The organism is Hymenobacter segetis (assembly GCF_054776495.1).
In genome coordinates, this window is the sequence record NZ_BAAHBV010000005.1 from 94704 (window position 1) to 121597 (window position 26894).

The window sequence follows — 26894 nt, forward strand, 5'->3', positions numbered from 1 at the left end:
GTAAGCGCATCGCGGGTTAGTACATGATGGTGGGCTTGATGAATACAACCAGCTTGTTGGTCTGCTTGGCATCCCGGCGCGAGCTGAACAGCCACTTCAGGATGGGGATGCGCGAGAGGATGGGCACCCCCGAACCGCTCCGGGTTTTGCGCACTTCCTCCAGCCCGCCCAGCACAATCATGTCCTCGTTCTTCACCCGAATCATGGACGTGAACTGCCGGGTGGCATTGCCGGGGGGCGCGCCCACGATGACGGGGTCGATGAAATCCGAAAACTGCGCGTCCACCGTCAGCGTGATGTTGTCGTCGCCCGACACCATGGGGTTGATTTTAATCGACAAATCGGCCGAGACCTGCTTGAACACCTGGCTGCGGGTGATGATGGGCGTGACGCCCCCGCTCACGTTCTGCACCGTTTCGACGTAGTACACTGACTGACCGATTTTCAGGCTGGCCTCGTGCCCGTTCAGGGTGGCGAGCTTGGGCGTGGAGCGGATGTTGAGGTAGCTGTTCTGCTCCAGGGCCTGCAGCGTCACGTAAAAATTCGGCGTTACCCGCCCCAGGTCCACCAGGCCCCGCGAGGTGAGCTTGCTGAGCACCGAGTTGATGCTCTTGGAGTTGAGGGTCATGTCCAGGCCCGGGAAGACCGTGCCGCCGGTCTTGACGGTGGAGTCGCCCAGGGCGGCGCTGATGCCGGTGCTCACGGTGTGCCCCCGGCGGAGTTCGGCCACAATTACTTCGATGAGCACGTTGACGACCGGCTTGTCGATGCTCTTGAGAAACTCCGCGATTTCGTCAATCTGCGGCGGGCTCCCGCTCAGGATGACGCTGTTGAGCTCCTTGAACACCTTGATTTCGACGCCCTTCTTAAGCTCGGTCGGGATGACTTCGTCCAGCTTGTCGGCCGGCCGGAACTGGAGCTTGACCACCCTGGAGCGCCGAAACCCTTCCAGGGCCCGCCCGCCGATGGCGTAGCGCCCCGCCGTGAACTCAAAGGTGTGGGTGGTGCCTTGCAGCAGCAGGGCCAGAAAATCGGCGTAGGCCAGCTGCCGGATGTGCATGGTCGTGTTGCCGGTCAGCTCCGAGAACAGGACGTAGTTGACGCCCATGTCCAGCGACACGTCGGTGAGCAATTGGCCAATGGGCACGTTGTCGGCGTCGATGCTGACCCGCGACTGGCCGTCGGCACCGGCGGCCACCACCACGTCGGCCCCGCTCAGGCTGCTGCGCCCGGGGTTGGATAATCCGACGCCATTGCCGGCCGTACCGCGGCCAGTCCGGGCGGGGCGGGCCGCAGTAGCCGCCGTGGCTGTACCGGCGGCCGGTTCCGTGGATTGCAACACGTACGACTGGTCGTCGACGCGCACCAGGCGCAGGGCGTTGGCATACGCCAGCCGGTCCAGGGCCTGGGCCAGGGGCAGGGCCTCCACGTAGCCCGTGATGGTGCGCCCGCCTAGTCCAGGAGCCAGCACGATGTTGCGCTTGGTAAGTTGGGTCGCTTGCTTTACGAAGCTGCTGAGGCTATCGCCGGCCAGGTCGGCGGTGAACCGGTCCTGGGGGCCATCGTAGGTCAGGCGCAGCTTCTTGGCGAGCAGCGCGGGCCTGGCCTCGGGGGTCGGCACGTACTTGTAGAAAGCAATGATATTGCCGGTCACGCGCACGTCCAGGTCGTATTCCCGGGCCAGGAACAACAGCAGGTCCACCACTTTCACGTCCGTGAAGTTGTTGCTCACCTTCACCTGCAGGGCCGGGTCGATGCTCACGTTCAGGCTGTGGGTTTCGGCCAGCCCCCGCAGGAACTCCTGAATGGACACCCCGGCCACCGAGAGGCTGGCGCGCTGGTTCAGGCCCGGGGCCGTGGAGTCGCCCAGGGCCTGCAGCCGCCGGCCCATAACGGTGAAGCGGTCGGTGCTGGGAAACGTGCTGCTGGTCGACGCGGTTTGCGCTTGCGCGCGCGGCGTCAGCAGCACGAGAAAGAGAAGGAGCCAGCCGAGTGGTCGGAGGCGCTCCGGTCGGTTAGTTGCCAAAGAGTAACGGGTAGATTTCTTCCAAGGTCGTTTCCCCCCGTTCGAATAAAGCGAAGGCATTCTCCGCGAGCGAAATAATGCCGCGCTCGGCCAGCAGGTGGGACACATTCAGGTTGTTGGCTTTCAGGTGGTCGGCTAATTCTTCATCCAAGGGAATCACTTCGTACACGGCCTGCCGGCCCCGGTAGCCGGTGAAGTGGCACTGCTCGCACCCCACTGCCACTGAGTGGGCGGCCACCGGCCGGAAGGGCACGAACCGCCGCGGGTACAGGGCCGGGCTGAACGGCTCCTCGCGCTTGCAGACCGGGCAGAGGCGGCGCAGCAGGCGCTGGGCCACGCTGGTGTTGAGCGTATTGGCCACCAGGTAGGCCGGCACGCCCATATCAATCAGGCGCGAGACCGTGCCCCAGGCCGAGTTGGTGTGGATGGTGGAGAGAACCAGGTGGCCGGTCAGGGCCAGGCGCACGGCCATGGCCGCCGTTTCCGGGTCCCGGATTTCGCCCACCATGATGACGTTGGGGTCCTGGCGCAGAAACGTGCGGAGCGCGGCGGCGAAGGTCAGGCCGATGTTTTCCCGCAGCTGCACTTGGTTGACGCCATCGAGCGTGTACTCGATGGGGTCTTCGATGGTGAGGATGTTGCGGCTTTCCAGGTTCAGCAGCTTGAGCGTGGCGTAGAGCGTCGTGGTTTTGCCCGAGCCCGTGGGTCCGCTAATCAGCAGCATACCCTTGGGACGGCGCACGCCTTCGAGGTAGGTGGCCAAATCGTCGGGGTGGAAGCCGAGCGAGGACAGCTCCACGGCCACGGCCTCGTTGTTGAGCAGGCGCAGCACCACCTTCTCCCCGTGCAGGGTGGGCATCACCGACACCCGCACATCCATCTTCTGCTGGCTCCCCGCGGCGATGAACAAGCGGCCGTCCTGCGGCAGGCGCTTTTCGGCAATGTCGAGCCCGGCCATGATTTTCACCCGGTTGATGAGCGCCGGGTAGTCGGTTCGGGGCAGGTGGTAGCGCTCCACCAGCTGCCCGTCGATGCGGATGCGAATGCGGGCCTTGGCCGCGTACACTTCGATGTGAATGTCGCTGCTGGCCAGGTTGCGCGCTTCCTGGATGAGCTGCAGCAGAAAGTCGTCGGAAGCGGCCACGGCCTTGCTGACCGCCGCGGCCGGGCCGGGGGCCGCGGACCCGGCAGTATTTTGCCGCAGAAAATACTTGTTGAGCGTGCGCTCTATCTGCGCCACCGGGGCGGGGCGCAGGCGCACGGCTCGGCCGAGCAGCACTTCCAACTCTTCGGCCAGCGCCGGGGTGGCCCGGTCCGGCTCGGTGTAAAGCTCCAGCTCTTGGGCGGTGGCTGAAAACGGCACCACGCGGTAATGCCACGCCAGTTGAGCGTTGAGCAAGGGCAGCAGTTCGGCGGCGATAACCAGGGGCTCGGCGTCCATCACGGCAGCAGCAGCGTTAGCCGGTCAAGGTCCGACCCCGGGGCGGGCCAGGCCGGCACCAGGGTCTGAATGCCCAGCACCAGCAGCAGACACGCGGCCTGCACCCCCGCCAGGGGAATGCGAAAAGCCGCGGGGGCGGCCGGCCGTCGCCACTGCGCCACGGCCGCCGTGACCAGAGCCACCACCGAGCTCCCCAGGAAGTAGAGCAGAAATTCCGCCGGGGCGAAGTACAGGGCCGCCACCACCCAGTACAGCACGTCGCCGCTGCCCAAGCAGTCCCGCAGGCGCAGGCCTCGGAAGCGCAGGCGCACGTAGACCGTGAGCGCGGTCAGCAAGATGGCCAGGGCCGTCCAACTCACGGCTACCTGCCCGACGACCTCGGCCGCCGGGGTTCGCAAAAGATGCAACGCCACTAAGGCGACGCCCAACGCCGGAAAGGCGGGCCAGCTGATGCTGCGGGCCTGCCAATCCTGGTAACACATCAAAGCCAGAATGCTGCCGGCCCCGATTGCAATTCCCAGTGGTAGATACTGTTCCATGGCAGGTACGGGGCCTAGTCTTTGGTGACCTCGACCAGGTTCTGATTCTGGTCTATTTCCCACACGTTGAAGGCCCCGTCCCCGTCAAAATCGACCACCGAGGTCGCGCGGGCGGCGAAGGTGGTGGGGCCGGCGGCGGTAATCACGATTTGGTAGTTCGCCTTGCCGTTCTCGGTGGCCAGCTTCTCCTGCTCGAAGCCGATGTCGTCCAGGCTGTTGGTGTAGCGCGAGTGCTCGTAGAAATACGTTTTTTCCAGTGCCTGCAGGTGGGTCAGCATCTGCTTGGCTTCCACGCTCCGGGTGCGGCTAATCAGCGGCATCAGGGCGGGCAGGGCCATCAGCACCAGAATACCGATGATAACCAGGACGATGAGCAGCTCGGTGAGGGTGAACGCCGGCAGGCGACCCGCGGAAACGGACTTCCGAATAGCAGGGGTAGAAAAAACCATGGAGTAGGCAAATGAAAGGACGATAAACAATCGGGGGCTAAAAGTAAAGAAATAACTAGTATTTTCCCGCACAATTCGCCGGGCATCTACCTTATTTACAAATCCGGACGATTCGCTGATGAATACTATTTATTGCCGCGTGCTTTGGGGGCTGTTATTGAGCGGACTGATTCCGGGGGGCTTGCACGCTCAGTCACTGCGCAAGCTGGAGCGCGGGTCTATTAACCGCACGCGCATTACCCTCGTCAATGGGGACACCATCCAGCGGTTCACCACCACACTGCGGCACCCACAACCCAGGCCCGACCGGTTTTATTATTGGCAAGGCCAAGACCGTATCCAGCGCAACGCGGGGGGCTACAACGGCCATTTGCTTGATGGTTCCTACCAATTGACTGACCGCGACGACCACTTGCTGGGCAACGGGGCGTTGCGCCAGGGCCTGAAAACGGGCACGTGGCGCACCTGGCGTCCCGATGGCAGCCTGGCCAGTACCAGCCACTGGCGGCAGGGGCGGCAGCGGGGGCGAACCATCGCCTACGATGCCAACAGCCGGCCCTTGCCCATCGCCGCGCCCCCGAAGCACAGTCCGGCTGCTCCAAACGCCGCTGCGCCAGTGGTGCGCTGGTGGCAGCCGGCCTACTGGAAAATCAAGCTCAAGCGTCGCAGGGCGACTCGGGCGATTCCCGCCCCGGGCAGTGCCCCCGTCACGCCTGCTCCGATGCCAAAGAAAAAGAGCGGCTCGAAAAAGGAGGTGCTCCCGCCGGTAACGCCTAAGCAGGCCGGTTCGTGACCCGGAACTTCGGCCGGCCCCAGCGGCTGCCCGCGGGGGCGCTGATGCTGGTTATCGTCGTCAGCATGCTGGTGGCGGCCATTCTGCTGTCTCTGCTGTTTTTGACCAGCAACCGCCGGCTGCTGATGCAGCGGGATGAGCGTCGGCAAATCGTCAGTCGCAATCTGTTATCCGGACTAGCTTATGCCCAGGCATCGACCAGCCTGCCTTACTTAAGGCGGCAGTCGCGGGACTTATTCGGGGAAGGCACCGATTCGGTGATGATTGAGAAAAAGCCCTGGGGAGTATTTGACGTGGCGGTGGTCATCGCGGCTCGGGGCCCGCTGGCCGATACCGTTATGGCGCTGTTAGGTAGTCAGTTTTCAGAAGCCAACCAAGCCGCCTTATACCTGGCCAACGAGAACACTCCGCTCAGCCTTAATGGCGACGCCCAGGTTCGGGGTGGGGCCTACCTGCCCAAGGGCGAAACCGCCCGCGATGCCAACCTGCCCCTGACCGGCCCCGCGCGCACGGGCCCGGCCGTGACCGGCCGCCGGCAGCCCAGCCGGTCCGGTTTGCCCATCAGTGCGGATTCCAGCTTGGCGCGCCTGGGCGAATACGCCACCCTGCGTCTGGAACACCTTTTGGCTACCGGCAGCAAGCCGACTGGCAACCTACGGTCGTTGCGCACTTCCTTCGTCGGGGCGGCGGCCGTGCTGTACCGGCCCGAGCCTATCACGCTGACGGGGCTCACCCTGGAAGGACAAATTGTGGTCATCAGTTCGCGTCGCTTGGTGGTGGAGGCCTCTAATCACTTTGATAATGTTCTTTTGATTGCGCCAGTGGTCGTGGTGAAATCCGGTTTTCGGGGCCGGGTTCAGATTATGGCCCGCGACACCGCCGACGTCCAGTCCAACTGTGAATTGTTGTACCCAAGTGCCGTGTGTGCCTTTAATTCAGTTGGAGCGGTGCCCACAGCAGCGACCGCGCAGGTCTTGCTCGGCGAGAATAGTATTATCAACGGCGTTGTCGTGGCTGCCCAAACCACGAGTGGAAGCAATGTACCCTGCACCATTCGCATGGGGCAAGGGGCCACCGTGCAGGGCCAGGTGTTCTCGGCAGGCATCATTGAGAACTGCGGCACAGTCCGCGGCACGGTGATGTGCCGCCGCTTGGTATATCGCACGCCCGCCACCTTCTACGACAACTACTTGGTGAACGCCGTGCTGGACCGGCCGGCGCTCCCCGCCACGTTTCTTACCTCGCCCCTGCTTAACGCAGGAGCGCCTACTGGCATTATCGCATGGCTTCACTAAGCCGCCGCCGGCTGGTGGCCTCGTCATTGGTCGAAGTCACCGTGGCCTCCGTCATCCTGGTGCTCGTGTTCAGCCTCGCGATGGCCAGTCTCACGCGGCTGGTCGTCAGCGGGCCGCAGCGATTGCCGCTGCGCGCCCGGCAAGTGGTGGCCCGGGTGGCCGCCGAGACGATTCGGGACCGGACCTGGCAATCCCGCGTCTGGCACGAAGGAGCCCTGGAACTGGAACAAGTAGTGAGTACTTCGCCGCAAGCGCCTTACCTGATTACCTTGCGCATCACGGCGGCCGTGCGCGGCCACGAAATGGCCCATTTGCAACAGCTCGTTTATGCCCCGCCGCTCGTCTCGCCTTAATGCTTTCACCGTGCTTGAGCTCCTGCTCGTGATGGTGGTCAGTGCCCTGCTCTTCAGCATGGCCTATGCCGCGTTGCGCATGGTGCAGCGCCAGCAACGGGCCATCGAGCGCAAATCAGCGGCGCTGAGCCAGGTCAGCACCTGGCAAACGGCGTTGGCAGCGGACTTCCGAGCCGGCACCATAGTCGCCGTGGCCGATGACCAGGTGCGCTGTGAACGCGAGGGCCGGCGGGTGCTTTATACCTTCCGGGATTCGGTGCTGGTGCGCGAGCAAGGCGAAGTCATCGATACGCTGCCGATGACAGTGCGGGAATGCACTTACTACTGGCAAGGCCAGCCCCGCACGAGCGGCTTCATCGATGAGCTGGCCATCACGGCGGGCACCGCGGCCCGCGACACGTTTTACCTGCAAGCCGCGGCGCGATACGCGGCGCAAGAACAGGTACCCTCCCTGCCCCTGACCGCTTCCCCGCTATGAGTAATGGCTTGCGCCTGCGCCCCGTTGCCCCACCCTTGGCCGCTCCCTCCTCTGCAAGGGGTGGGCAGTTCAGCACCCTGTTGAGCCGGGACATTTCATTTGGAAACCGGGGCAAGCCCACCGCGAAGCAGCGCGAGGCCCTCTACCTGGAACTGGGCATGTTGCTCGGGGCCGGCGTCGATATCAAAACGGCACTGGACTTGCAGGTGGACCAGCACAAGGGAGCCTTACGGACGACGCTGGAGGAACTGCGCAGCGCCGTGGTAAGCGGCAGCACGGTGGCCGCGGCCCTGGAAGCATCGGGCCATTTCTCTGCCTACGAGTTTCACAGCGTGCGGATTGGAGAGGAAACCGGCCGCCTGGCCGACATCCTGCACGAGTTGGCCCGCTACTACACCCGCCAAATCAAGCAGCGCCGGCAGTTGCTGCAAGCCCTGGCGTACCCGGCGCTGGTGCTCTCCACGGCGGCCGGGGCGGTGCTGTTCATGTTGCGCTTCATCGTGCCGATGTTCGCCGACGTCTTTCGCCGCTTCGGCGGCGAGTTGCCGCCCCTGACGCAGGCCATCGTGCGCCTGTCGGCCGGCGTGCGCGAACACGGCCTGTTAGGGGTCGCGCTCGTATTCGGCCTCGTGCTGCTGGGCCGTTGGCTGGCCAACGTGCCGACCTATCGCTACCTCCTTAGCCGCTTTATGTTGCGCATCCCCATCCTGGGGCCACTACTTCGCGGCGTATACTTGGGGCGGTTGTGCGGGTCCCTGGCGTTGCTCACCGGTGCCCACGTACCGCTGCTGCAAGCCCTGGCCCTGGCCCGGCAAATGCTCAGCTTTGCGCCCCTGGCGCGGGCGTTGCAGGAGGTAGAGGCCCGGGTGCTGCTGGGCGCGCCGCTGCATAGCAGCCTGCAGGAGTTTGGCTTTTTGTTCGATGCCCGGCTGGTGGCCCTGGTTAAAGTCGGGGAAGAGGTCAATAAGCTGGATTATTTCTTCAACCTGTTGGCCCAGCAATACGGCGAAGAGGTGGACCACCGGGCCGCGCTGCTGAGCACGGCCCTGGAGCCGCTCATCATGCTCTTTCTGGGCGGGGTGGTGGGCCTGATTCTCATCGGGATGTACCTGCCCATCTTCCAGATTAGCAACGCTATTCAATAATATGGTCGACCGGCAATGGGGGAGCGGAAACCGGTTTATATTTGGCTTCCTTTTGTGACAATTTTCAACGGCTTAATTTCTACCTGATGAAGCAATTCTACCTTTCTTTTTTCTTTTCCCTCCTTACTGCTTTTACCTTTCGTCCGGCCACGGTGGTGGCCCAGTGCCCGGTGGCAGCTACCTGCACCCCCGGGCGGGCCAGTAACCCGCAGGCAGCGGCGTTTGGGATGGGTATTTTCCGGGTCCGGCTCGGCAGCATCGATACCACGACGGCGGGCACAGCGGATGGCTACCAGAACTACGGTTGCACGCAGCGCACATCGCTGGCCCCCGGCCTGAACTACCCCATCAGCATCACCACCAATGCCAATACGAACGAGAACGTGCGCGTGTGGCTGGACTACAACAACGACGGGGCGTTCGACCCGGTGGGCGAGTTGCTGTTCTCGTCCAACAACGCCCGGCTGCACACCGGCGTCACGGCGGTTATTCCGACCACGGCGGTGCTGGGCGTGCGCCTGCGCCTGCGCGTGGCCGCCGATGCGCAGGCCTCGCCCCTGCCCACGCCCTGCTCGACTCCGCAATACTCCCAGACAGAAGACTACGGCGTGCTGCTTGGCGTGCCCACCCAGCCACCCGTGGCTGCCTTCAGCGTTGATGCCACGCAGGCCTGCGGCGGCACGTTCGGCTTTACCGACCTCAGCCAGCGCGGCCCCGCCACGTGGCGCTGGACGTTCGGCGACGGCACCACCAGCACGCTGCGCAACCCCAGCCATACCTACACCCAGACCGGCACCTACGCGGTGAAGCTGCGCGCCTGCAACGCCTTCGGCTGCGATTCGGTGACCCAGGCCACGGCCGTGACCTGGTACCCGGCGCTGGGCGTGGCCGCCGCCTGTGCCCCCGTCGCCACGGCCCCCTGCTGCGGCTACGGCATCACGCAGGTGAGCCTGGCTGGGCAAAGCCATGCTTCGGCCGACGGCCGGGCGGGCTACGAAGATTTTAGCTGCGTGCGGCGCTTCGTGGTGCAGCAGGGCCAGATTTACCCCATCCAAGTAACCACGGGCAATACCTCGCCGCACCAGGTGCGGGTGTACATCGATTACAATAACAACGGCAGCTTTGCCGAGCCCGAGGAACTGGTCATGGAATCGCTGTCGGCTATTAGCCCGTCGGCGCGGGTGGGCATTGCGGGGGGCGGCATTACCGGCACCCCGCTGCGTATGCGCGTAGTGGCCGACATCGTGGGCCAGCCCGTGACGAGCTGTTCGGCCCCTTCGCTGGGGCAGGTGGAGGACTACAGCCTGACCATCACGCCGTCGCCGTGTGCGGGCCTGCCGGTGGCCATGCCGCGCATCACGGCCCCGCAGGTGTGCGTGGGGTTGCCGGCCACGCTCTACTACCCGGCGGCCGCGGTGGCCGGGGCCAGCCTGCAGTGGCAGTCGTCGGCCGATAGTCTGACGTGGACCACCGTGCCGCTGGCCACCACCGACCTGCTGACTACGTCCCCCATCACGGCGACGCCGCTTTACTACCGGACGCGGGCGGTGTGCGGCACTTCCACGCGCTACAGCCCGGCGTTCCGGCCCGTGCCGGTGCCCGCGCTGTGCTACTGCCGCCCTCCCATCTCAAGCACCAGCACCTGCGGCAATTTGAGCCGACTGGGCCGGGTGTGGATGCCCAATACAACTCTGGACGTGCCCCCGACAGGCTGCGACACCCAGCCCGACGAAGTGGGCCGCATCCTGAGCCTGTCCCCGGCCTCGCAAACGGTGACGTTGCAGCGCGGGGGCGTGTACCTGCTCAGGGCCGTGGTGCCAGCCGGGGAGTATGTGCTGGGCTGGATTGACTTCAACCGCAACGGCGTGTTTGAGGCCAACGAATACCTGGCCTTCACCAACAGCGGCCCGGGCAATACCCAGGTGCAGGCCACCGTTACGGTGCCGGCCACCGCGACCTTGGGCCTCACCGGCCTGCGGTTACGCTTGCAGGTACAGAGCCTGGGCTTTCCTAACCTGATACCCACGTTCAGCTGCACGCCCGAGGGCACCGGCGAAACCCTGGATTTACTCGTCACAATTGGGCCGCCGGATTGCGCGGCGTCGCCGCTGGTGAGCGGGCAGGTGCAGGGGCCGCGCACCTTCTGCCCCGGCACGGTGCCGCCCGTCTCGGTGCTGGCCCCCACGCCCAACGCGGCCCTTCAGTGGCAGACCTCGCCCGACAGCCTGGCCTGGACCGACGTGCCGGGCGCCACCGCTGCCCAGCTGAGCGGCCCGGCCAGCCGCTACCAGGATTCGCTCTACGTGCGGGTGCGGGTGCAGTGCACCGGGCGCACGGCCTATTCGCCGGCCGTGTACCTGCGGCCCGACCCGCAATTGTGCTTCTGTACGCCCAGGACCCAGCAGGGCAGCTCCAGCATCGCGCTGGCGTCCATTGCCATCGGCAATACGCCCTTGTACGTGCGCCAGAGTGCCTCGGTACCCCTGATGGTATACCAGTATTATCCGCCTGCGGTGCCCGCCAACACGGCGACCCTGCTCATCGGCCTTTCGTACCCGGTGTACCTCAAGCACGTCTACGGGCAAAGCCTGTACCCGGTAACGGTCTGGGTGGACTACAACGCCGACGGTCGTTTCACGCAGAACGAGGCCACCGTGCTGCGCCAGGGCTTTGCCTACGCCAACAACGACACGCTTTCCGCGCTGACCGTGCCGCCCACGGCCCGCCCGGGGGTGGTGCGGATGCGCGTGATGAGCGGCCAGGGCCTGCTGGCGGCCTCGACCCAGTGCGGCCCCAACGTGTCGTACCTGCGCGACTTCCTCGTGACCCTGGCCCGGCCCCCGGCCCCCGCGCTGCCGCTGTCGGCGGGCACGGTCACCGGCGCGGCCAGCGTGTGCGCCGGCCAGCCGGTGCGCCTGGCCACGGCTGGCTATTCGCGCGGCAGCGGGCTGCAGTGGGAACAGCTGGTGGGCACGGCCTGGCAGGCGCTGGCCAGCACCGAGGACGTGCTTTATTCCGTTCCCATCACCACCGCCACGTCCTTCCGGGTGCGGGTGACGGCGGGAGCCAACACGGCCGTGTCGGCCCCGGTGACGGTGGCCCCCACCGCGCCGTGCCCCTGCACCAGCAACCTGGGCGGCTTTAGTACGATATCGGACGGCATCCGCGCCTTCGGAATAGACGGGGGCGGGGCCTCGTTGGTGGCAAACACCAGCGGCATCCGAACGGCTTCGCCCGCGGCCTCGATTTACGGAACCTACGGGATGACCGACTCAACGCACGCCGTGGTGACGGCCGGGGCCGGCTGCGTCTGCACGGTGTCCACCACCAGTGGATCCTCGACGGCCGTATGGGCCGACTTCAACAGCAACGGGGTGTTTGAGGCCAGCGAATACCTCCCCCTGTCAAACCTCGGCCCGGCGTTTCGGCTGTCGCTGCCCGTTACCCAACCGCTGGGGCCGCTGCACCTGCGCGTACGCTGTGCGGGAACGCAGATTCCGGCGGGCGGGGCCTGCACGCGCTTCACGGGGGGCGAAACCCAGGACTACACGGTAACCGTGGCGAGCTTGTCGGCGTTTGCGCCGCCGGACATTACGGTCACCGGCACGCAGGGCGTCGGCGGCTCCGTGCAGTTGGGCACCCGCGTGGCACTGGCCCCCAACGCAACGGCGTTGTGGGAAGGGCCGCTGGGCTTCACGTCCACCCAGGCCCGCCCGACGCTTACCAACCTGACGGCGGCCCACTCCGGCTACTACCTGCTCACGGTGCGCAGCCCGGCGGGCTACCAGTTGACCACTGCCCGTTACCTGCAGGTAGGCACGCCCGCGGCCACCGCTGCCGGGGCCACAAAACTAGCGGCAGGTTTTACCCTTTTTCCGAATCCGGCAAGTGGCGCGGTCACCCTACGCATTGCCAACCCTTTGCGGCCTTTTCAACGCGTACGGGTGCTGAACAGCACCGGGCAGGTTGTGCTTAGCCGTGTGCTCACCGTCCACGAGCAAGCCGAAGACGTGGCGTTGGATTTGACACAGCAGGCGCGCGGCTTGTACCTGGTGCAACTCATTGGGGATACGGGTACGGCATCGCGGCGACTCGTGCTGGAATAAACAAGCCCGGATTTTTAATTAACTCATCGCGAAACAGCTTGTTGTTTCTAGCTTTGACGCACCCATTTCTTCTGTCATAAATGTCCCCTACCCCTACTACCCGCCTCGACTGGCTTTTTCGACTCTTGACCTTGCTGGCCTTGGTCGGCTGCATCACGCTCTACCTCACGCACCGCCCGCCCCGCATTGCCTACGTGAATTCTACCCGGCTTCTCAGCGATTTCCAGGGCATGGTGGAGGCCCGGCGCACCTACCACCGTCAGCAACAGGAGTGGCAGCGCAACTTTGATACGTTGCAGGCGGAAACGGCCCGCAGCATTCAGGAATACCGCAAAAAACGGCCCAGCCTCACGTCGGCGCAACGTGTTGAGTCCGAAACAGCCCTGCGGGTCCGTCAAAAGCAGTTAGGAGAGTACCAACTGGCCATTCAGGGCCAGGACCGGGAAGCGCAGGAAAAGCTTACCCGCACGGTGGTAGACAGCACTAATGCTTTTCTAAAGCAATATGGCCAGCAGCATAACTATGATTTGATATTTCTTACTGCTGAAGGGGACAATATTGCGTATTCCAAGAACGGGTTTGATATTACTGTCCCAGTACTCGTAGAATTGAATGCACAGCAAAGTACAAATAAGTAGCCGCTAAACTATGTTCAGCATGGTGTCCTCAGTGTATAGCCCCAGAGAGCGATGGTGTATTTGCTGGGCTGGAATTTCGCATACACTTATGAGATAAGTACTACACGGCAGCACCCGCGCAAGGGCAGCGTTACGGTGCGCTATCCAACACAGCCAGGAAAGCCTACAAAGCTTAGCCACGCGCTACAGCATCAACCCGAAAACGGTGGCCAAGTGGCGCAAGCTCCCCGGTGTGCAGGACGCGCGCATGGGCCCGGAGCCAGTCTCAATGGTGCTTACGAACGAGCAGGAAACCATCGCCGTGGCCTTTCGCCGGCACACCTTGCTCGCGTTGGACGATTGTATATACATGCTGCAAGCCACGATTCCGCAATTCTCCCGCTCGGCGCTGCACCGCTATTTCCAACGCCACAACATCAGCCGCCTGCCCCTCACCGAGAACGGGCAGAGTCCCCCGAAAAAGAAATTTAAGACTACCCCATCGGTTACCTGCACGTTGACTTCGCCTAAGTACGCACCAAAGGAGGCCGCCAGTACTTTTTGTCGCCATTGACCGCACCAGCAAAGTGGCGTTTGCCGAGTTGCACCTGCGGGCCACGCGCATGGTCGCGGTTGACTTTCTGCGGCGGGTGCAGGAAAAGCTGCCCTACGAATCCCATACCGTGCTGGCCGACAACGGCGTACAATTCACGCTACAGCCCCTCCAGTGGTTTCCGGGCGGGCACATCTTTGACCGCATCTGCCGGGCCTTAGGCGTGAAGCACCGCCTGACCAAACCGGCACACCCGTGCACCAACGGCCAGGTCGAGCGCATGAACCGCACTATCAAAGAGGCCACGGTCCAGCGCTACCACTACCAGACGACCGACGAACTCAACAAGCAACTGCAAGCCTTTTTGCTGGCCTACAACCACGCCAAGCTCCCGAAGACGCTGCGCGGACTGACTCTATACGGATTCGTCTGTGCCCAGTGGCAGATGAACCCGACTATCTTTACCCAAGCCCAGCCTACCTGACCTTGTGACTATACACCAAGGGCTTGCTATTGCATCACGCTTTGATTAATCAATATAGTTTTTTGTTGTTATTAAAACCGTGCCACAAGCAGTTGTACGTGTCTTGCTTTTTAATGGATTATTTGATATATTAATATACTTCAAAGCTGTTTTCTCGCAGATTGACGCATCAATTTCTGATAATTCATTGTACGAAAAATCAGCGGATGTCAAATTTTCTAACGGCTCTTTGAATGTTAAAACTCTAATCTTATTTTTTGCAAAGCTTATAGAGGATATAGAATCGTTAAGCCCTGTAATGTTTATGCGACCTTCCAAAAGGTTGTCACTAATATCTAAGTATTTTAAGTTCGGAAGAGCTTTTTTTAGGTTTGGAATATTTGAGAAATTGTTTTTAGATATATTTAAAGACGTTATAATTGGATTATGTATATTTTTTATATCTTTTAATTTGCAATTAAATATTGTTAATTCATACAGGTGTCGTAACATATTGATTGATGAGGGTATACTATCTAATGGCATATCTACAATGGATAGTTGTATAAGATTGCCCCCTATAAATACAGGCGTTACTTTACCATCGATAACATTCTCTGTTGACTTGTTCATGACTCTTAAGTCTGCATATAACTTTTTAAACAAAGTTATATCATCATGATTTTGTTCAATCACGGGCGAGCATCCTAATAGGATGAGCAATGACAGCCCAATAATGCGATTTGTTAAAACAAATTCCATACTTAGTTTTTCCCTTTAGATTCTTTCACCTTTTTTTCTCTGTTGTCCGCAGGTTTGTTTTTACTTGGAAATTGGCGACGCATTGCGACTTTCTCTTCCTCATTAGAAGTTTCTCTTCTTCGAAAAACGAATTCTCCGTCATAACTTCCGACTGTAAGAGCATCGTTATTATTAGTGCCTGTAGGTGGGGGACCTGGAATGTGGCTTCTGCCACCATTGTGGATTATGCCATGAATTATAATAGTGGCAACAGCTAACTCGTTGCCAATTTTCATGCCATTGTCTTGAACAGCTTGCGTCACGTTATCCATTTTTATACCTATGATATCCGGTGTAAGAGGATTTGAACCATAATCACCGTTCTTCTGGTCTTCAATCATGGTATTGGATGAGGATAGGTCCAAGTTCTCAGCACCTGCAGTAAATGCTCCCTTAAGCATAAATCTACCCGAACCAACAGAAGCATAGCTAGCAGTTTTTTCATTTATATCATTCAATTCTAGCCCAGCCTTATCGCTTTTATCCCCTGTTGTGCGAGTCGCGCCACCTACTACTGCAACAAAAGTGTCACTACCATCCAGCGTATTTGCTTTCTGAGGAGTATTTACAATCATTACACGAACATTGGTAAGGCCGTGAATTGATAAAAGTCGCTCAGTTTCCTTTTGCAATTTGACATTATCAAATTTCTTAACAGATGTAGTTATTGAAGAAGACACATATATATATATGATATTTTCTTTTCCGTCTTGGTCCACAAAAACGTTAGGGTTATTATTAAAGGCGTGGTAAGGGCTTAGAGCAGGATACTTACTCTGCAATGGGTCTAGGCTAAGCCATCTTCCAACGCTAGGATTGTAAATCCTAGCGCCATAGTCATAATTAGTCAACCCCAATTCCCCGTTGTTATCCTTCTCTTTACCATTATAACCAAACCGGTAGCCAGTGGCAGAGAAGGTACTATTGCCGGGGCCATAACGATTAGGCTGAAGCATGCCGAAAGGATAGTAATTGTAGTAAGCCGTCAGCTTAGGCACAAAACTGGTTATATCCGGGGTCCCGTTGGTCACGGTGGCGAGCTTTTCGTCGGTGACAACAGCGCGCACGTTCCCCAAGTGGTCGTTGAGTTCGTACTGCTTCAGGCCCAATACGCGCGAGTAGCGGTTCGGGAGGGCTCCGGCAGGAGGCAGCAACAGGTTAGGCTTGCGCTCCCCCAGGCGGGCCGCGCCATAGAGGGGCTGCTCCAGCAAGCGGAGCTCGCTCGTGCCACTGGTGGCGTTGTCGAGCTGTTCGTACACGCCCATCATGTTGCCTTGCGCATCGCGCACGTAGTAGGTGGTCCGCGTATTGGTGCCGGGCGCGGCGTATACTTTGCTTACGCGGTTGCCGGTGGCGTCGTAGTTGTAGTCGATGAGCGTCGCGTAGGCCAGGCTACCCACGTGGGCGGGGTCGTCCTTGCGGATGCGGTCAATTTTGCCATACGGCGTCCAGGTGATGCTCGTCACGCCGCTCTGCTTGTCCTGAATCAGGTTGCCCGTGGCGTCGTAGTCGTAGTTGTCCGTCGTCTGGGTCCCGAGGTCATCACCCGTTACGCTGGCGCCCGCTGCGTCCGTTACCGATAGTAACTTGTTGTTCGTGCGCACCGCGTTGGCTCCGGTACCGGTGGTTGGGTAGTTGTAGGTGAAGTCGTCGATGAAGTCGCCGCCCTGGTCCCTCCGCTTGAGCGTATTCAGGTTGCCGTTGGCATCGTATGTATAGGTTGTCGCGTAACTGCCGAGGGCCGTACGGGCGTTGCCTGCGCGGTCATACTGCGTGCTCCCGCGCAGGCGGTTGAGTTGGTCGTACTGGTAGAGTTCGTTAGCCTGCACGGCCGCCGCGGTGTTGCCCGTCACGTCCTGGCGGCTTTTGGTTTGCCAGGTGGCGATGTTGCCGTTGTAAAGGCTCTGGGTAGCACTGGGCTCAAACAAGTCCGGGTTAGCAGTACCGCTGCCCGTAGCTGTCGCGTTGAGGAATGACTGGGGGCGGGTATAATCACCCTGGAAGTATCCCAACGTCATGCCAAAAGCATCCTTGGCCGCGCCACTCGTCGTACCGTCATGGCCCGGGTCTTTCGTGTCGTCAAGGTTGGGGTGGTTGATGCCTTTGAGCCAGCCCTGCAGGGTGTACGCATAGTCGAGGCCCTGCACCTGGTCCTGCCCCAGCAGCAGCCGCTTGAGCGGTCCGTGGGCGTAGTACTCGTAGTGGGCATCCTGGTCCCAAATCTGGCCGTCGGCCGAGGTGTAGGCGGACAGCAGCCGGTTGTCGTCGTCGTAGGTGTAGCGGTGGAAGAACTGGTCCGGCTGTGCCTCCTGATAGGCCACCCGCAGCACTTTGTTGCTGATCAGGTCGTATTCATACCGGGTGCCTTTGGCGGTCAGGCCCGGAATCTGCTGCACCAGCCACTCCACGTTGCCGTGCGGGTCGTAGCTGTAGTAAGTGTACACCGATTTGGCCGGGAGCTCGGCCCGGCTCACGACGTAGCTGATGCGGTTGGTCAGGTAGCGCTGGGCCTTGCCGCGGTACGTGAGGTTGGGCGCGGGGGTGTTGTAAACCGTTTGCGTGACAAACTGATTGGTCGGCCCGCCTAACGTGGGCACCCCGACAAGGGACGTGGAAGGAAGGGACTTGGGGTCCTCGTAGTTCAGCGGAAAGCTGCTGGTCTCCAGCTGGGCCAGCACCAGGTCCAGCGAGGCCGTGAACGCGCGGGAGCTCTCCCCGACTTCCACGACGCGCCCCAGGTTGTCGTACTTGGTGTAGGAGTACACGCTGGCCGCCCGCTGCTTGTCGTTGAGGGAGAAGCGGAGCTGCCCGATGCGGTTGTAGTAAAACAGCGTCTTTCCCCCATCCGGCGTGTTTTGTTCTTCCAGTTGCTTGAGGCTGTTGTAGAAATAGGTGGTGGCCATGCGGTGCACCGGCGTCCGCACGGGCGTTGTGGTCAGGTCCACCAGGTCTACGCCTTGCGGCGGAACGGTTTTGATGAGGTTGCCGCCGCGGTCGTAGTAATACAGCGTGTAGTGGTGGAAGCCCAGGTCGTACTCCACCTGCAAATCATCCCGGAGCTGGTCCGTTGAGGCGCACTTCATGGCGTATTGCGACCGCAAGTCCGTGATTCTGCTCTCAATCCAGGTATCCTGCTGGGCGCTGATGTTGCTGGTCAGCGTTGCTGCCACGAGGCCTTCGCAGGTGGGCAGCACCGGTTCGTAGGAATAGGGGTCTTGGGGGGGAATAACCAGCTTTACCCAGCGAAAACAGGTCGTGAAGCGACGGGGGTCGGAGCGGCACTCCTGCACGTCTTTCCACATCATAAACTGTTTGAGGTAATCCGCATCCGACATATTCACAGTAGCTGGCTTCGGATAGGGGGCCGGCGGCAGCAGTTGAATGTGCGCCCGTTGCGAGCCCCCTCCTTTCATGGCCAGGATTACGTAAATGCCATCGGTCGAAAGCGGGTCGCCATAACCGGTGACCGCAGGGCTACCGGCCACGGCGTAGGGAGCCGAGATATTGGTGATGTCCCCTTTTGGAATGGGGTTGCCTTTGTCGTCGAGAAAGCGTAGGATGTAATCAAAGGTGCTACTGGCTGGAAACGTCAATAGTTTCGGTACCCCCGGTACGTCTTCTCCACGAGCGTAGCATACGTAGGGAAACGTTGTAGCTACTTTCTCATCAAGTGCCCAAATAACCCGGAAGTCGGAGCCCAGCGCATTGGGAAGGGTGGAATTAGGGTTTGCACACAAAGGAGGGTTCGCAATGTCTGCAGTCCGGTCCCCACGGGGGTCAACCACGGTAACCCAGTAGTTGCGCCGAAGTCCGGCAAAAGTACTGCCATCGTTAAACAGCCGGTTGCCGGCCACTTCCAAAGGGCCCACATAGCACAGGATGCCCTTCTCTATTTCGCCCAAGCCTTGCACTCCAACCACCGGGCCCATTTTCTGGCGGCGGGGGTCATCTACGGAAATGGAATTGGCCTTGTGGACCAAGGTGTTTATGTAATTGACCAGGTCTTCTGCTGTTTTACTCACGCGTACTGTTTGCAACAAGGGACCCGGCAGTAACTTAATAGGGGCATAACCCGGTTGGCAATCGGCACCGATTTTCTTCACGTGCAGGTCGGCACGGTCGAGCATGGCCGACTGAAAGAGGTTGAATTTGTCCTGGTCAAATTCCAGCCCAGAGGCTGTCTGCGTAACTTGCAGATTACAGTAGGTTTTGCAATTATCAACCAGTTCCTGCACCATAAACAAAATCTCACATTCCTCCACATCATCGGGCTCGGGCTTCCGCTCATCGGTGGAAGCCAGATAGGTTTTGAATTCGTCGCTGAATTTGAGCACGTAGCGGTCCGTGGAAACGTAAATGTTTTGTTTGTGGAAATCGGCGATGATTGCCTGACGAAACTCCTCGCGGCGGTCTTCGCACCGCTGCTCCCCGCTAGCCTGCATGGCGTCGAGCTGCTGCTGGGTAAACGCGCCGGCATTTTGGCCCGTGGCCGGTAAGGGGGCGTTGGGCGAAAACCGGGTGCATTGGTAGATGTCGTTCAGGATTTTTAGCTGCTTGTCGTCGTTGGGGTCCAGTTTGGCAACATCCGCAAAACTGTAGAGGATGAAGGGCGGCGTTGGATTACCAGCCGACGGCTGGTATTGGCGCAAGCAGTTTTGATGCCCTAGGTTGTTGTCGTCAAAAACGAAGGTGAAATAGCGCTCTTCGGGCAGAATAGTTGTGCCCTGAGGAACCACCTTGCGCATTTTCACCCGAAAGCAATCAAGAAAATCTCCTAGCAGGTCGGGTAGCGGAGTGGAGGCCCCCCCCGTGTTGCTCATCTGCACAAATGCCTCGTAGGAGTCAATGGTATTGTGCCAGCAGTTTTGCAGGGAGTCGCAGTGCTGGTTGTACAGCGGGTCTTGCATTAGGGCGTCCGCCATCTTGTCCAAGTCCCCAGGTTGCATGCCGGGAAAGAAGGTGTTAAAATTCGCGTAGCATGTCTGCGCATTGTCTTGCAGGTAGGATTCAAAGCCTGCTTTACCGGGTGTACAGACGATGGCAGGCGTACCGCAAGTGAGGTCCAGCTTGGGAATCTCAATGGTTGTCGCTTCGCAGCCGGCCGTGGCCGGCGCAAAGGGCACCAGATACGACTGCACCGGACCCGTGGCAGGCACTTTGGTGACCGAAGTGCTCTTATCCAACAAGTCGTACAAATCCTGCACTTTTTTGGCGGTTAGCAAGGCGTTGATGGACGGCCAGAGCCCAACGGCCTGATAGGCGGCAAAGGTGGTGCGGAGCTCGGCCGCCCGTTTGTCAATCCACGTCGTGGTTTCATTGGTGGCATTGTTGTAGGCCACCACGGATTTCTCAATGGAATAGGTGCCCTGTGCCAGCGGTAAATCGGGGATTTTGTCGGGTGCCTCGGCAAGGCCACATTTGATAAAGGGCGATTCGTATGTATACGGCTGCCTTTGCGGCATACCCGTATCCACGTTCCGCACGGTGATGACCGCTTTATAGTCGCAGGTATTACACGCCCCACAGGCATCCGTAATGGTTTGGTGATTGATGGTATAAGCCAGCTTCAATTGAATACCACCCGGAGGCACCACCAGCAGCTTGGACCCGAAACTGCCCGTCGTCCCAAACGGAATCTTTTCGTTGACGTGGTCCACAACCTTGAACGTCGACGCCGCTGCCGAGCCCAGCGCCAGCAGGTTGGGAGTACCGGAACTGGCCGACAACGCCGTGGCAATGGTTTGACCTTCCTTGGTCTGGTAGGTAACGGTGGTGGTGTTATTGGGGTCCTGGGTGATGATTTTGTACGTGTTCTTGGCCAGGGGCGCCTCGTCGGGGCCAAAAATGCGCGTGAGCTCACTTTGCGCCACCGAGCCGTAGGACGTGCGAATGGTATGGGTATCGCCCGCCAGGGCGTGCAAGCCCAGCACGCTGCCGGCTCCGCCCTGTTCGCGGACCCGGTTCGTGCCGTCGCGCGTGAACAGGGTGCGCGTAAAGGGAACGTTTTCTGCGCTGGCCACGCCCTCATTGGGCACGGCCGTGCTCGTAGCACCGCTGTAATAGCCTTCCTGCACCGTGGCGCTGGCCGGGCTTTGCACGTTGTTGTCCCGCGTGGCAAGCGTCGAGGCGTTGTCCCCGTCAAAGGAATTGGCATTGTAAGCCGTACCCGCGGCATTCAGCAGCAAGGCCGGCTGAAACCCGAGCGGCGGCCCGGCGGCGCCGGGCAACTGCACCGAGGCGTTTCCCTGCAAGGGTATGGGCAGGGACTGCAGCGCATCACGCCCCACATGGTCCTGGAGCGTTTGCAGGCCGATGAGAATCGGCGCGCCGCCGTTCAAGTGCAGGCGCGTGAGCGACTGGCGGGTGTGCAGCAGCGAATTGGCAAACGTCAGGTGCTCGGCCGTGCGCCCGCCCTCGCTGAAGGTGCGGCTGTAAATCCAGTTCAAATTCGTAGTCCAAGCCGTGGTCGTGGGCTCCGCCAAGCTAATTGACGAGCCGTTGGCCCACGTCCCCCAGTTGTCGGGGTTGGCGACCCCGCCGTCGGCAGAGCCAATGGCCCGGACGCGCCACAGGTAGGTCCCGGGGCCTTCGGCCAGCACGGTGGTCAGTTCCGGCGTGCTGCTTTCGGTTTCCAGCAACGAGGCCCGTTCGCTCCAGTCCTGATTGGTCGCGGTCGTGCCCCCGGGGGCAAACTTTAGAATCTGCACCTGGTAGTTGCGGACCAGCTCGCAGGGCGAAGTCCATTGGAAGCGGTACTCAAATTTGTCGTACACCAGCCCCCCGGTGGGCGGGGCCGGGTTGATGGTGGTGAGCGCCGGGGGGGCAACCTGCAACTGCTGTTCCAGACGTGCGACCAGCCGCACGTTTTTGCGCATCACGAGCGGGGCCACGGCCAGGGTATTGATTTCCACCCGCAGCTTCACGACCCCCGGCGACGGGTTGGCGTTCAGGTAGGACGCCAAGTCCAGTACGAACAGCTGCTGGGGCGTGTGCCCGTCGATGAGCAGGTTAACCCCGCTGCTGAGCGGGGTCGGCAACGGCGTGGTGCAAACGCCTGCGGCCGTGCACCCGTTAACGCTCACGTTGAATTGGGCGCTTAGCGTGGCGGCGGCATTGCCCAGGTTATGCACCGGACCGGTATCCAGCCGCAGGTACAGCAAAGCTGCTTTCGTTGCGGGGGTGCCACAGCCCGGGAAGTCGGTCAGCAGGATTTCGCCAGCCAGCTGTTGGTCTACAAAGTTCGGCTCGGTGAATACGAGTTCCCGCACCCGCGTTTGGGCCGTGCCGGGTTCCGGGGCCACGGTCGTTGCGGTAATCAGCAACACCTGGATTTGCAGGCTGCTGGTTGGCCAGCTCACGCGGCTGGAATTATTGCCCGTCCAGTTTGCTGCGGTGCTAAATCCCGAGCGCAACGCACTGACCGTGCCCTGGCGGTTGGCCGCTACCGACATGAAGGCATTGACCGAAGGGATAGCAATTGCCGTCGTCCCGTTCTGCAGGCCGGGCGGCAGCGCGGAGGTGTTAGAAGTCGTGGCATCGGTCCAGCCACTGCCCCGCGTTGTCAAGGCGTACACAAACGAGGGGTTGGCACTGCTGCCCTGGTAGGCTAAAATCTGGTCGCCCGAAACGGAGAGCTCAAACCCGGAAGTTATCGCGAAATCGGCCCGGTTGGCCACGAGGCTAATAATCGTCCCGCGGGGCACACCGCTGGCGGGGGCGGTGTACGTTGCAATGCCTTCCGTTGCCCGGAAGCTGCCGGCAGCCTGCCAGCCGTTGTCGGTGAATGTGATTTGGGTGCCGCCCGCCAGATTCACCAGCGGGGCAAAAGCAAAGTCATCCTTCGGAACCGGAGCGACAGCGTTGGGGTCGTCGGTAGAATTGAGGCCGGTAATGACCAAATCCCCGGGTTGCAATACCGTTTGGGCTTGGCTGCTGAACGATAAGCAAACCAAGAGTAGCAGTAGTCCCAGGCCACGCCGATGAGCTCGGCCGGCTCTGCAGTGAACAGGCGGTACGAGGCCAGGAGTTGCTTGGGCAACGGGCGTTTTTTTGCTAAGCAGCGAGTAGAATTGCTTCATAAAAACAGGATAGCGGGGACTTGACTTAGCGCTTGCGCTGGTCGACGAGTTGGTAGCCGGCGAACTTAGGCAAAAGGGTGTTGTGGGCATCCAGGACGTAGGTGAAAGGGGCCGCGATGCTGCTCATGCGTCCATTTTTAAGCAGCGACGACGGCACCACCGTGTAGTGAATGCTGGCGACCTTGGCCGCCGGGCCGTACACGATTTGGTACTCCGCGATTTCCGTTGCCCGCTCGTCAATGAGCAGTTCCAGGTATTCGGTGCTGAATTGTTCGCGAAACGCTTTTTTGGGCACGAACCGCACCCGGCGATACGCTTTGCCACCTTGGATGACGGATTCACAACGGCTCACGGTCGATTCCCGGATAATCCCGTCCCGTAGCGATGCAATGTTGGGGATAATCTGCTGTTGCTTGCTGTAGGTCGCGTTGCTCACGTACACCATCCGTTCGCCCTTGGAAATCGCCACCAGCTCGCCCGGCCCCTGGTACAGTTCCGTGGCCCCGTCGGAATAGTACAGCCGTTGCCCTTTCAGGGCCATCTCGACATGCTGCGTGGTCTTGACGGGCGCTTTTTTGCCCGGCACCCGCAGGTAAGTGTCTACCTGCAGGGCAAAGCTGGCGCTGCCACTGGCGCGGTTCGCGATGAGGGCATACCGTTCCTGCACTTGCTGATAGGCTTTCAAAGCGAAGCTTTTACAGTCGGTGGCTTGGGCGTTGACTTGCGTAGCGGCAAGCACGCCCGCCATCCCCAGCAGAACCGTGGTGAATATCCGGCGCATGGTTAGGGAATTTTGGCGGTTTTGGGCGTGCTGTACAGGGTTTCCTGCACGGTTTTGCGGCCGCGTTCGGTCTCGACGATTTTGCGCACCAGTCGTCCCTCGGTGTCGTACTGGTAGTACATGCCAAAGTGCTGGTCGTCGAAGCTCGCCAGCAGGCGCAGGCTGGCGGGGTCGTAGACGTAAGCCGTCGCCTGGGCGTCGGACGGCTGCAGGCGTACGTCGTCAATCCACACGGTGTAGGAACTGCTGCCGTTGCCCGTCCAGCCCAGGCGCACGGTGGTGCTGGTGGGAGCCGTCGCGGCTGCTGACCGCAGGAACGTACCCGGAATGGTGACCTGGCACAGGCTCCACTCCCCGCTTTGGCCAACCAGTTCCAGCGCCACCCGGCCCGATGTCCGGCTGGTAGTACCGGCGCTGACCACCTCCGCGTACAGCGGAAACGTCCCGGTTCCGGCCCACCACGAGGTGGTCGCCAGCGCGGGGGCAGTCACGGCGGCGCTGGCCCCGGCGGCCACCCGGACCCACACCAGCAGACGCAGGCCGCTACGCGTCCAGTCGGCTGGCAGGCCGGCGACAGCCGGCAGGGATTGCCCCGCCGCGGGCAAGAGCAGGCTGCGGCGTCCCGCGTGGGCGCAGATATCGGTTAAGCCCGTGGGAGCCTGCCCGATGGGGGTGCCGTCTTCGAACGCGGCAACCGTTGAGGCTTCGTAGGCCGACTCAAAGCTCTCGAACACCAGGCTGGCGTAGGTTGCGTTCTGGGCAGTGATGTAGGGCAGGGCACGGCCGCGGTAGCCCAGGCGCACGGCGCTGGGGGTGCCCAGGGCGTTGGTTTCTTCGACGCCATCGCCATTGGGGGTGTAGCGCGTGGCCTGCCCCGCCGGCACCCAGGACCGCATCCGGTTGGGGGCACTTAATTCCCAGGCAAACGGGCGCGGCGTAAAGCGGCCGGACGATTTATTCACGTCGCGGGAGAGGGGACTGGACCAGCTGTAGCCCGCCTGCGGCTGCAGGTAGCCGGCCCCGCTTAGAAAAGGGTTGTTCGTGAGCGCTTGGGTGGTAACTCCGTAGCTGCCATCCGCCGGGACCACCGCGGGCTGCAGGGATTGCGCCGAGGCCGCGACGGCTTGCCGGGGGTCAAAAAGCTCCGGGGTGGGCATACCGCTGAGGCAGTCAAAGACAATGCGGGCCTCCCCGTAGGTTGCCCGGGGCGTGGTTCCGGTGGTGGGGGCGCAGGTGCTGATAAAGGTGAACGTGCCGTTGATGGGGTTCTGCGCGAGTTGCATACCCTGAGCCGGTAAATACGTCTCGCAGAGCAAGTCCGTAACCTTCAGGTCAAAATAGTAGGTGGTGGCGCAGGCTTGCGGCGAATTATCGGTCACCAGCAGTTCCACGCGGTAATTGCCCGCTACAGTGTAGGTATGGGGCGGCGGCGAGGGCGCAGTGTTGTCTTTCCAGTCCCACACGTAGGTATAGCTCGTGGTGACCGGACTGTAGGTTACCGGCGTTACCGGCGTACCCCGCACAATGGGTGTGGGGGTAAAGCCCCCCGATACCGGATTGGGGGGAACCGGGTGCCAGGTAAGTTGGATTGCCAGTCGGTCACTTTCGGCATTACTGGATGTGTTGGCGATGCACACGTAGATGGTGCGATTGCCGGTTACACCGGCTGCTGAGTACAGCGCATCATAGGAAGTGCCGGAAGCCGTCAAGCGTTGCCCACCTGTAACGGCGGTATACCACCGGTATTCGTAGCCGGCCACTGCTAATGTGGCTAATTGTATCGTAATAGTTGTCGGTGCACAGGCCACTTGGTCATTCACCACTAATGGGAATATGGGTAGTGTCAACGGCACAGATTCTGCATGACAGGCTCCAAGGCCAATGCCTGTTGCTATGAATGTAGCACTGTTAGCGGTCAGTGGTCCACTGGTAATTTGGTTGCCGGTGGGTGGGGTAGTTATTATTGCTGGTCCAGTCCAGTCATATCTAACATTGGCTTGGGATGAGGATACAGCAATAGCTACCGTTTGACCACTGAGTGCAATTGGCGGTGTTGCCGTAATGACTGGCACTATTACTTCTGGGTTCCAGGTGAGTTGAATAGCCAGTCGTTCACTTTCGGCATTAGTAACCGTCCCACTTGGCCCAACAATCGATACTTCTACCGTGCGAGTGCCGGAACTATGGGTTGCCGCCGTATAAGTTGCGGTGTAGCTAGTGCCCTGAGCAGTACCGGTGCCATCATACCACTGGTACTGATAGCCGGAAGGCAGTGCGGGATAAGAGGCCGGGATTTGTAGCGGTATAGCTACCGTGCCACAGGCTGAAACCGACGGAACATCCAGGGGAAAGGAGACGAGTGACAAACTACTAATTGCGGAGCATCCACTCGGTGCAGTTGCCGTTATGTTGAAATTGGCTGATGAACTGGTGGGTGTATAAGAGGTAGAAGGCGGGGAAAGCGGGCCTGGCCCGTTCCAGTTGTATATCGTGCCCGTCGGCGCTGCTCCACCGATAAGCAGGGACATGGGGCGGTTGAGTATCCCGATAGGGTATTGCCAGCTTACCACTGGTGCCGTCATTTGAGGATACCAGGTTACCCGCGCGAGCGTACGGTCGCTTTCACTGTTACTACCCGCAATTGATACGTAGTAATCTTCTGTAACTATCGAATTTAATGTTGACACAGGGCAGCTTGCGCTATAAGTGAAGGAACTTACCCCCTGCGCTGAATTACCAACTTGTACATCTGTCCATGTTCCAGGGGTTCTTTTGTATACCCGGAAATACAGCCCGCTTGGTAGAGTACCCGGAGTAGTACAGGTAATTATTGCATTACCAGTACCACAAAGCGGGCTGGGGGAAACAACTGCCGTCGGTGGAGTATAACACCCTGTTACCTGAATCCTGACGTTATCGATGCCGACAAGACAATTCATGGTCCGTGGGGAAGTCGGAAATGACTGCGGATAATAG

Annotated in this window: 15 protein-coding genes and 1 pseudogene; 8 read left to right on the forward strand and 8 right to left on the reverse strand. The window is 60.6% G+C overall.

The window, feature by feature from the left end; genetic code table 11:
• Positions 1 to 16: 16 nt before the first annotated feature.
• Genes ACYU70_RS22115 through ACYU70_RS22130 form a run of 4 tightly spaced genes read right to left on the reverse strand, consistent with a single transcriptional unit; the run spans position 17 to position 4455 of the window.
• On the reverse strand, positions 17 to 1969 hold the full coding sequence (locus tag ACYU70_RS22115) for a type II secretion system protein GspD (RefSeq protein WP_342297141.1): 1953 nt from the start codon (positions 1967 to 1969) through the stop codon (positions 17 to 19).
• Positions 1970 to 2015: 46 nt separating this feature from the next.
• Positions 2016 to 3467: a GspE/PulE family protein gene (locus ACYU70_RS22120; RefSeq protein WP_342297245.1), complete on the reverse strand. Its 1452-nt coding sequence runs from the start codon at positions 3465 to 3467 to the stop codon at positions 2016 to 2018.
• Positions 3467 to 4006, reverse strand: a complete 540-nt coding sequence (locus ACYU70_RS22125) for a hypothetical protein (RefSeq protein ID WP_342297142.1) — start codon at positions 4004 to 4006, stop codon at positions 3467 to 3469. Before ACYU70_RS22125 ends, ACYU70_RS22120 begins: the two co-directional genes overlap by 1 nt.
• 14 nt (positions 4007 to 4020) lie before the next feature.
• Entirely contained in the window at positions 4021 to 4455 is a 435-nt protein-coding gene (locus tag ACYU70_RS22130) for a type IV pilin protein (protein WP_342297144.1), read from the reverse strand.
• Positions 4456 to 4636: 181 nt separating this feature from the next.
• Here ACYU70_RS22130 and ACYU70_RS22135 point away from each other — a divergent pair, with 181 nt between their 5' ends.
• From ACYU70_RS22135 to ACYU70_RS22170, 8 genes and pseudogenes are all read left to right on the forward strand, one after another.
• On the forward strand, positions 4637 to 5248 hold the full coding sequence (locus tag ACYU70_RS22135; RefSeq protein ID WP_342297146.1) for a toxin-antitoxin system YwqK family antitoxin: 612 nt from the start codon (positions 4637 to 4639) through the stop codon (positions 5246 to 5248).
• Complete coding sequence (locus ACYU70_RS22140; RefSeq protein WP_342297147.1) at positions 5245 to 6543, forward strand: hypothetical protein; 1299 nt, start codon at positions 5245 to 5247, stop codon at positions 6541 to 6543. The genes ACYU70_RS22135 and ACYU70_RS22140 overlap by 4 nt, the downstream gene beginning before the upstream one ends.
• Complete coding sequence (locus ACYU70_RS22145) at positions 6531 to 6896, forward strand: hypothetical protein (RefSeq protein WP_342297149.1); 366 nt, start codon at positions 6531 to 6533, stop codon at positions 6894 to 6896. The genes ACYU70_RS22140 and ACYU70_RS22145 overlap by 13 nt, the downstream gene beginning before the upstream one ends.
• Positions 6897 to 6906: 10 nt before the next feature.
• On the forward strand, positions 6907 to 7374 hold the full coding sequence (locus ACYU70_RS22150; RefSeq protein WP_342297151.1) for a PulJ/GspJ family protein: 468 nt from the start codon (positions 6907 to 6909) through the stop codon (positions 7372 to 7374).
• Entirely contained in the window at positions 7371 to 8519 is a 1149-nt protein-coding gene (locus ACYU70_RS22155) for a type II secretion system F family protein (protein WP_460616132.1), read from the forward strand. Before ACYU70_RS22150 ends, ACYU70_RS22155 begins: the two co-directional genes overlap by 4 nt.
• An 86-nt stretch (positions 8520 to 8605) precedes the next feature.
• Positions 8606 to 12625: a GEVED domain-containing protein gene (locus ACYU70_RS22160; protein ID WP_342297154.1), complete on the forward strand. Its 4020-nt coding sequence runs from the start codon at positions 8606 to 8608 to the stop codon at positions 12623 to 12625.
• 125 nt (positions 12626 to 12750) lie between these two features.
• Positions 12751 to 13263, forward strand: a complete 513-nt coding sequence (locus tag ACYU70_RS22165; protein ID WP_342297155.1) for an OmpH/Skp family outer membrane protein — start codon at positions 12751 to 12753, stop codon at positions 13261 to 13263.
• Between the two features lie 142 nt (positions 13264 to 13405).
• Positions 13406 to 14279, forward strand: a pseudogene (locus tag ACYU70_RS22170) (IS481 family transposase).
• Positions 14280 to 14324: 45 nt separating this feature from the next.
• Here ACYU70_RS22170 and ACYU70_RS22175 read toward each other — a convergent pair.
• The 4 genes from ACYU70_RS22175 to ACYU70_RS22190 form a co-directional block, all read right to left on the reverse strand.
• Positions 14325 to 15020, reverse strand: coding sequence for a leucine-rich repeat domain-containing protein (locus ACYU70_RS22175; RefSeq protein WP_342297157.1), 696 nt, complete (start codon positions 15018 to 15020; stop codon positions 14325 to 14327).
• A 2-nt stretch (positions 15021 to 15022) separates the two neighbouring features.
• Positions 15023 to 22957: an RHS repeat domain-containing protein gene (locus tag ACYU70_RS22180; protein ID WP_342297159.1), complete on the reverse strand. Its 7935-nt coding sequence runs from the start codon at positions 22955 to 22957 to the stop codon at positions 15023 to 15025.
• A gap of 205 nt (positions 22958 to 23162) precedes the next feature.
• Positions 23163 to 23918, reverse strand: coding sequence for a hypothetical protein (locus ACYU70_RS22185; protein ID WP_342297161.1), 756 nt, complete (start codon positions 23916 to 23918; stop codon positions 23163 to 23165).
• A gap of 2 nt (positions 23919 to 23920) precedes the next feature.
• Positions 23921 to 26857, reverse strand: a complete 2937-nt coding sequence (locus tag ACYU70_RS22190) for an Ig-like domain-containing protein (protein WP_460616133.1) — start codon at positions 26855 to 26857, stop codon at positions 23921 to 23923.
• Between the last annotated feature and the right edge of the window lie 37 nt (positions 26858 to 26894).

What these genes read in the sequence shown, in the direction of transcription:
- ACYU70_RS22125 (WP_342297142.1), bottom strand. Translation starts at nt 4,006, where the DNA reads ATGGAACAGTATCTACCACTGGGAATTGCAATCGGGGCCGGCAGCATT.
- ACYU70_RS22120 (WP_342297245.1), bottom strand. Translation starts at nt 3,467, where the DNA reads ATGGACGCCGAGCCCCTGGTTATCGCCGCCGAACTGCTGCCCTTGCTC.
- ACYU70_RS22130 (WP_342297144.1), bottom strand. Translation starts at nt 4,455, where the DNA reads ATGGTTTTTTCTACCCCTGCTATTCGGAAGTCCGTTTCCGCGGGTCGC.
- ACYU70_RS22190 (WP_460616133.1), bottom strand. Translation starts at nt 26,857, where the DNA reads ATGAATTGTCTTGTCGGCATCGATAACGTCAGGATTCAGGTAACAGGG.
- ACYU70_RS22185 (WP_342297161.1), bottom strand. Translation starts at nt 23,918, where the DNA reads ATGCGCCGGATATTCACCACGGTTCTGCTGGGGATGGCGGGCGTGCTT.
- ACYU70_RS22160 (WP_342297154.1), top strand. Translation starts at nt 8,606, where the DNA reads ATGAAGCAATTCTACCTTTCTTTTTTCTTTTCCCTCCTTACTGCTTTT.
- ACYU70_RS22145 (WP_342297149.1), top strand. Translation starts at nt 6,531, where the DNA reads ATGGCTTCACTAAGCCGCCGCCGGCTGGTGGCCTCGTCATTGGTCGAA.
- ACYU70_RS22175 (WP_342297157.1), bottom strand. Translation starts at nt 15,020, where the DNA reads ATGGAATTTGTTTTAACAAATCGCATTATTGGGCTGTCATTGCTCATC.
- ACYU70_RS22155 (WP_460616132.1), top strand. Translation starts at nt 7,371, where the DNA reads ATGAGTAATGGCTTGCGCCTGCGCCCCGTTGCCCCACCCTTGGCCGCT.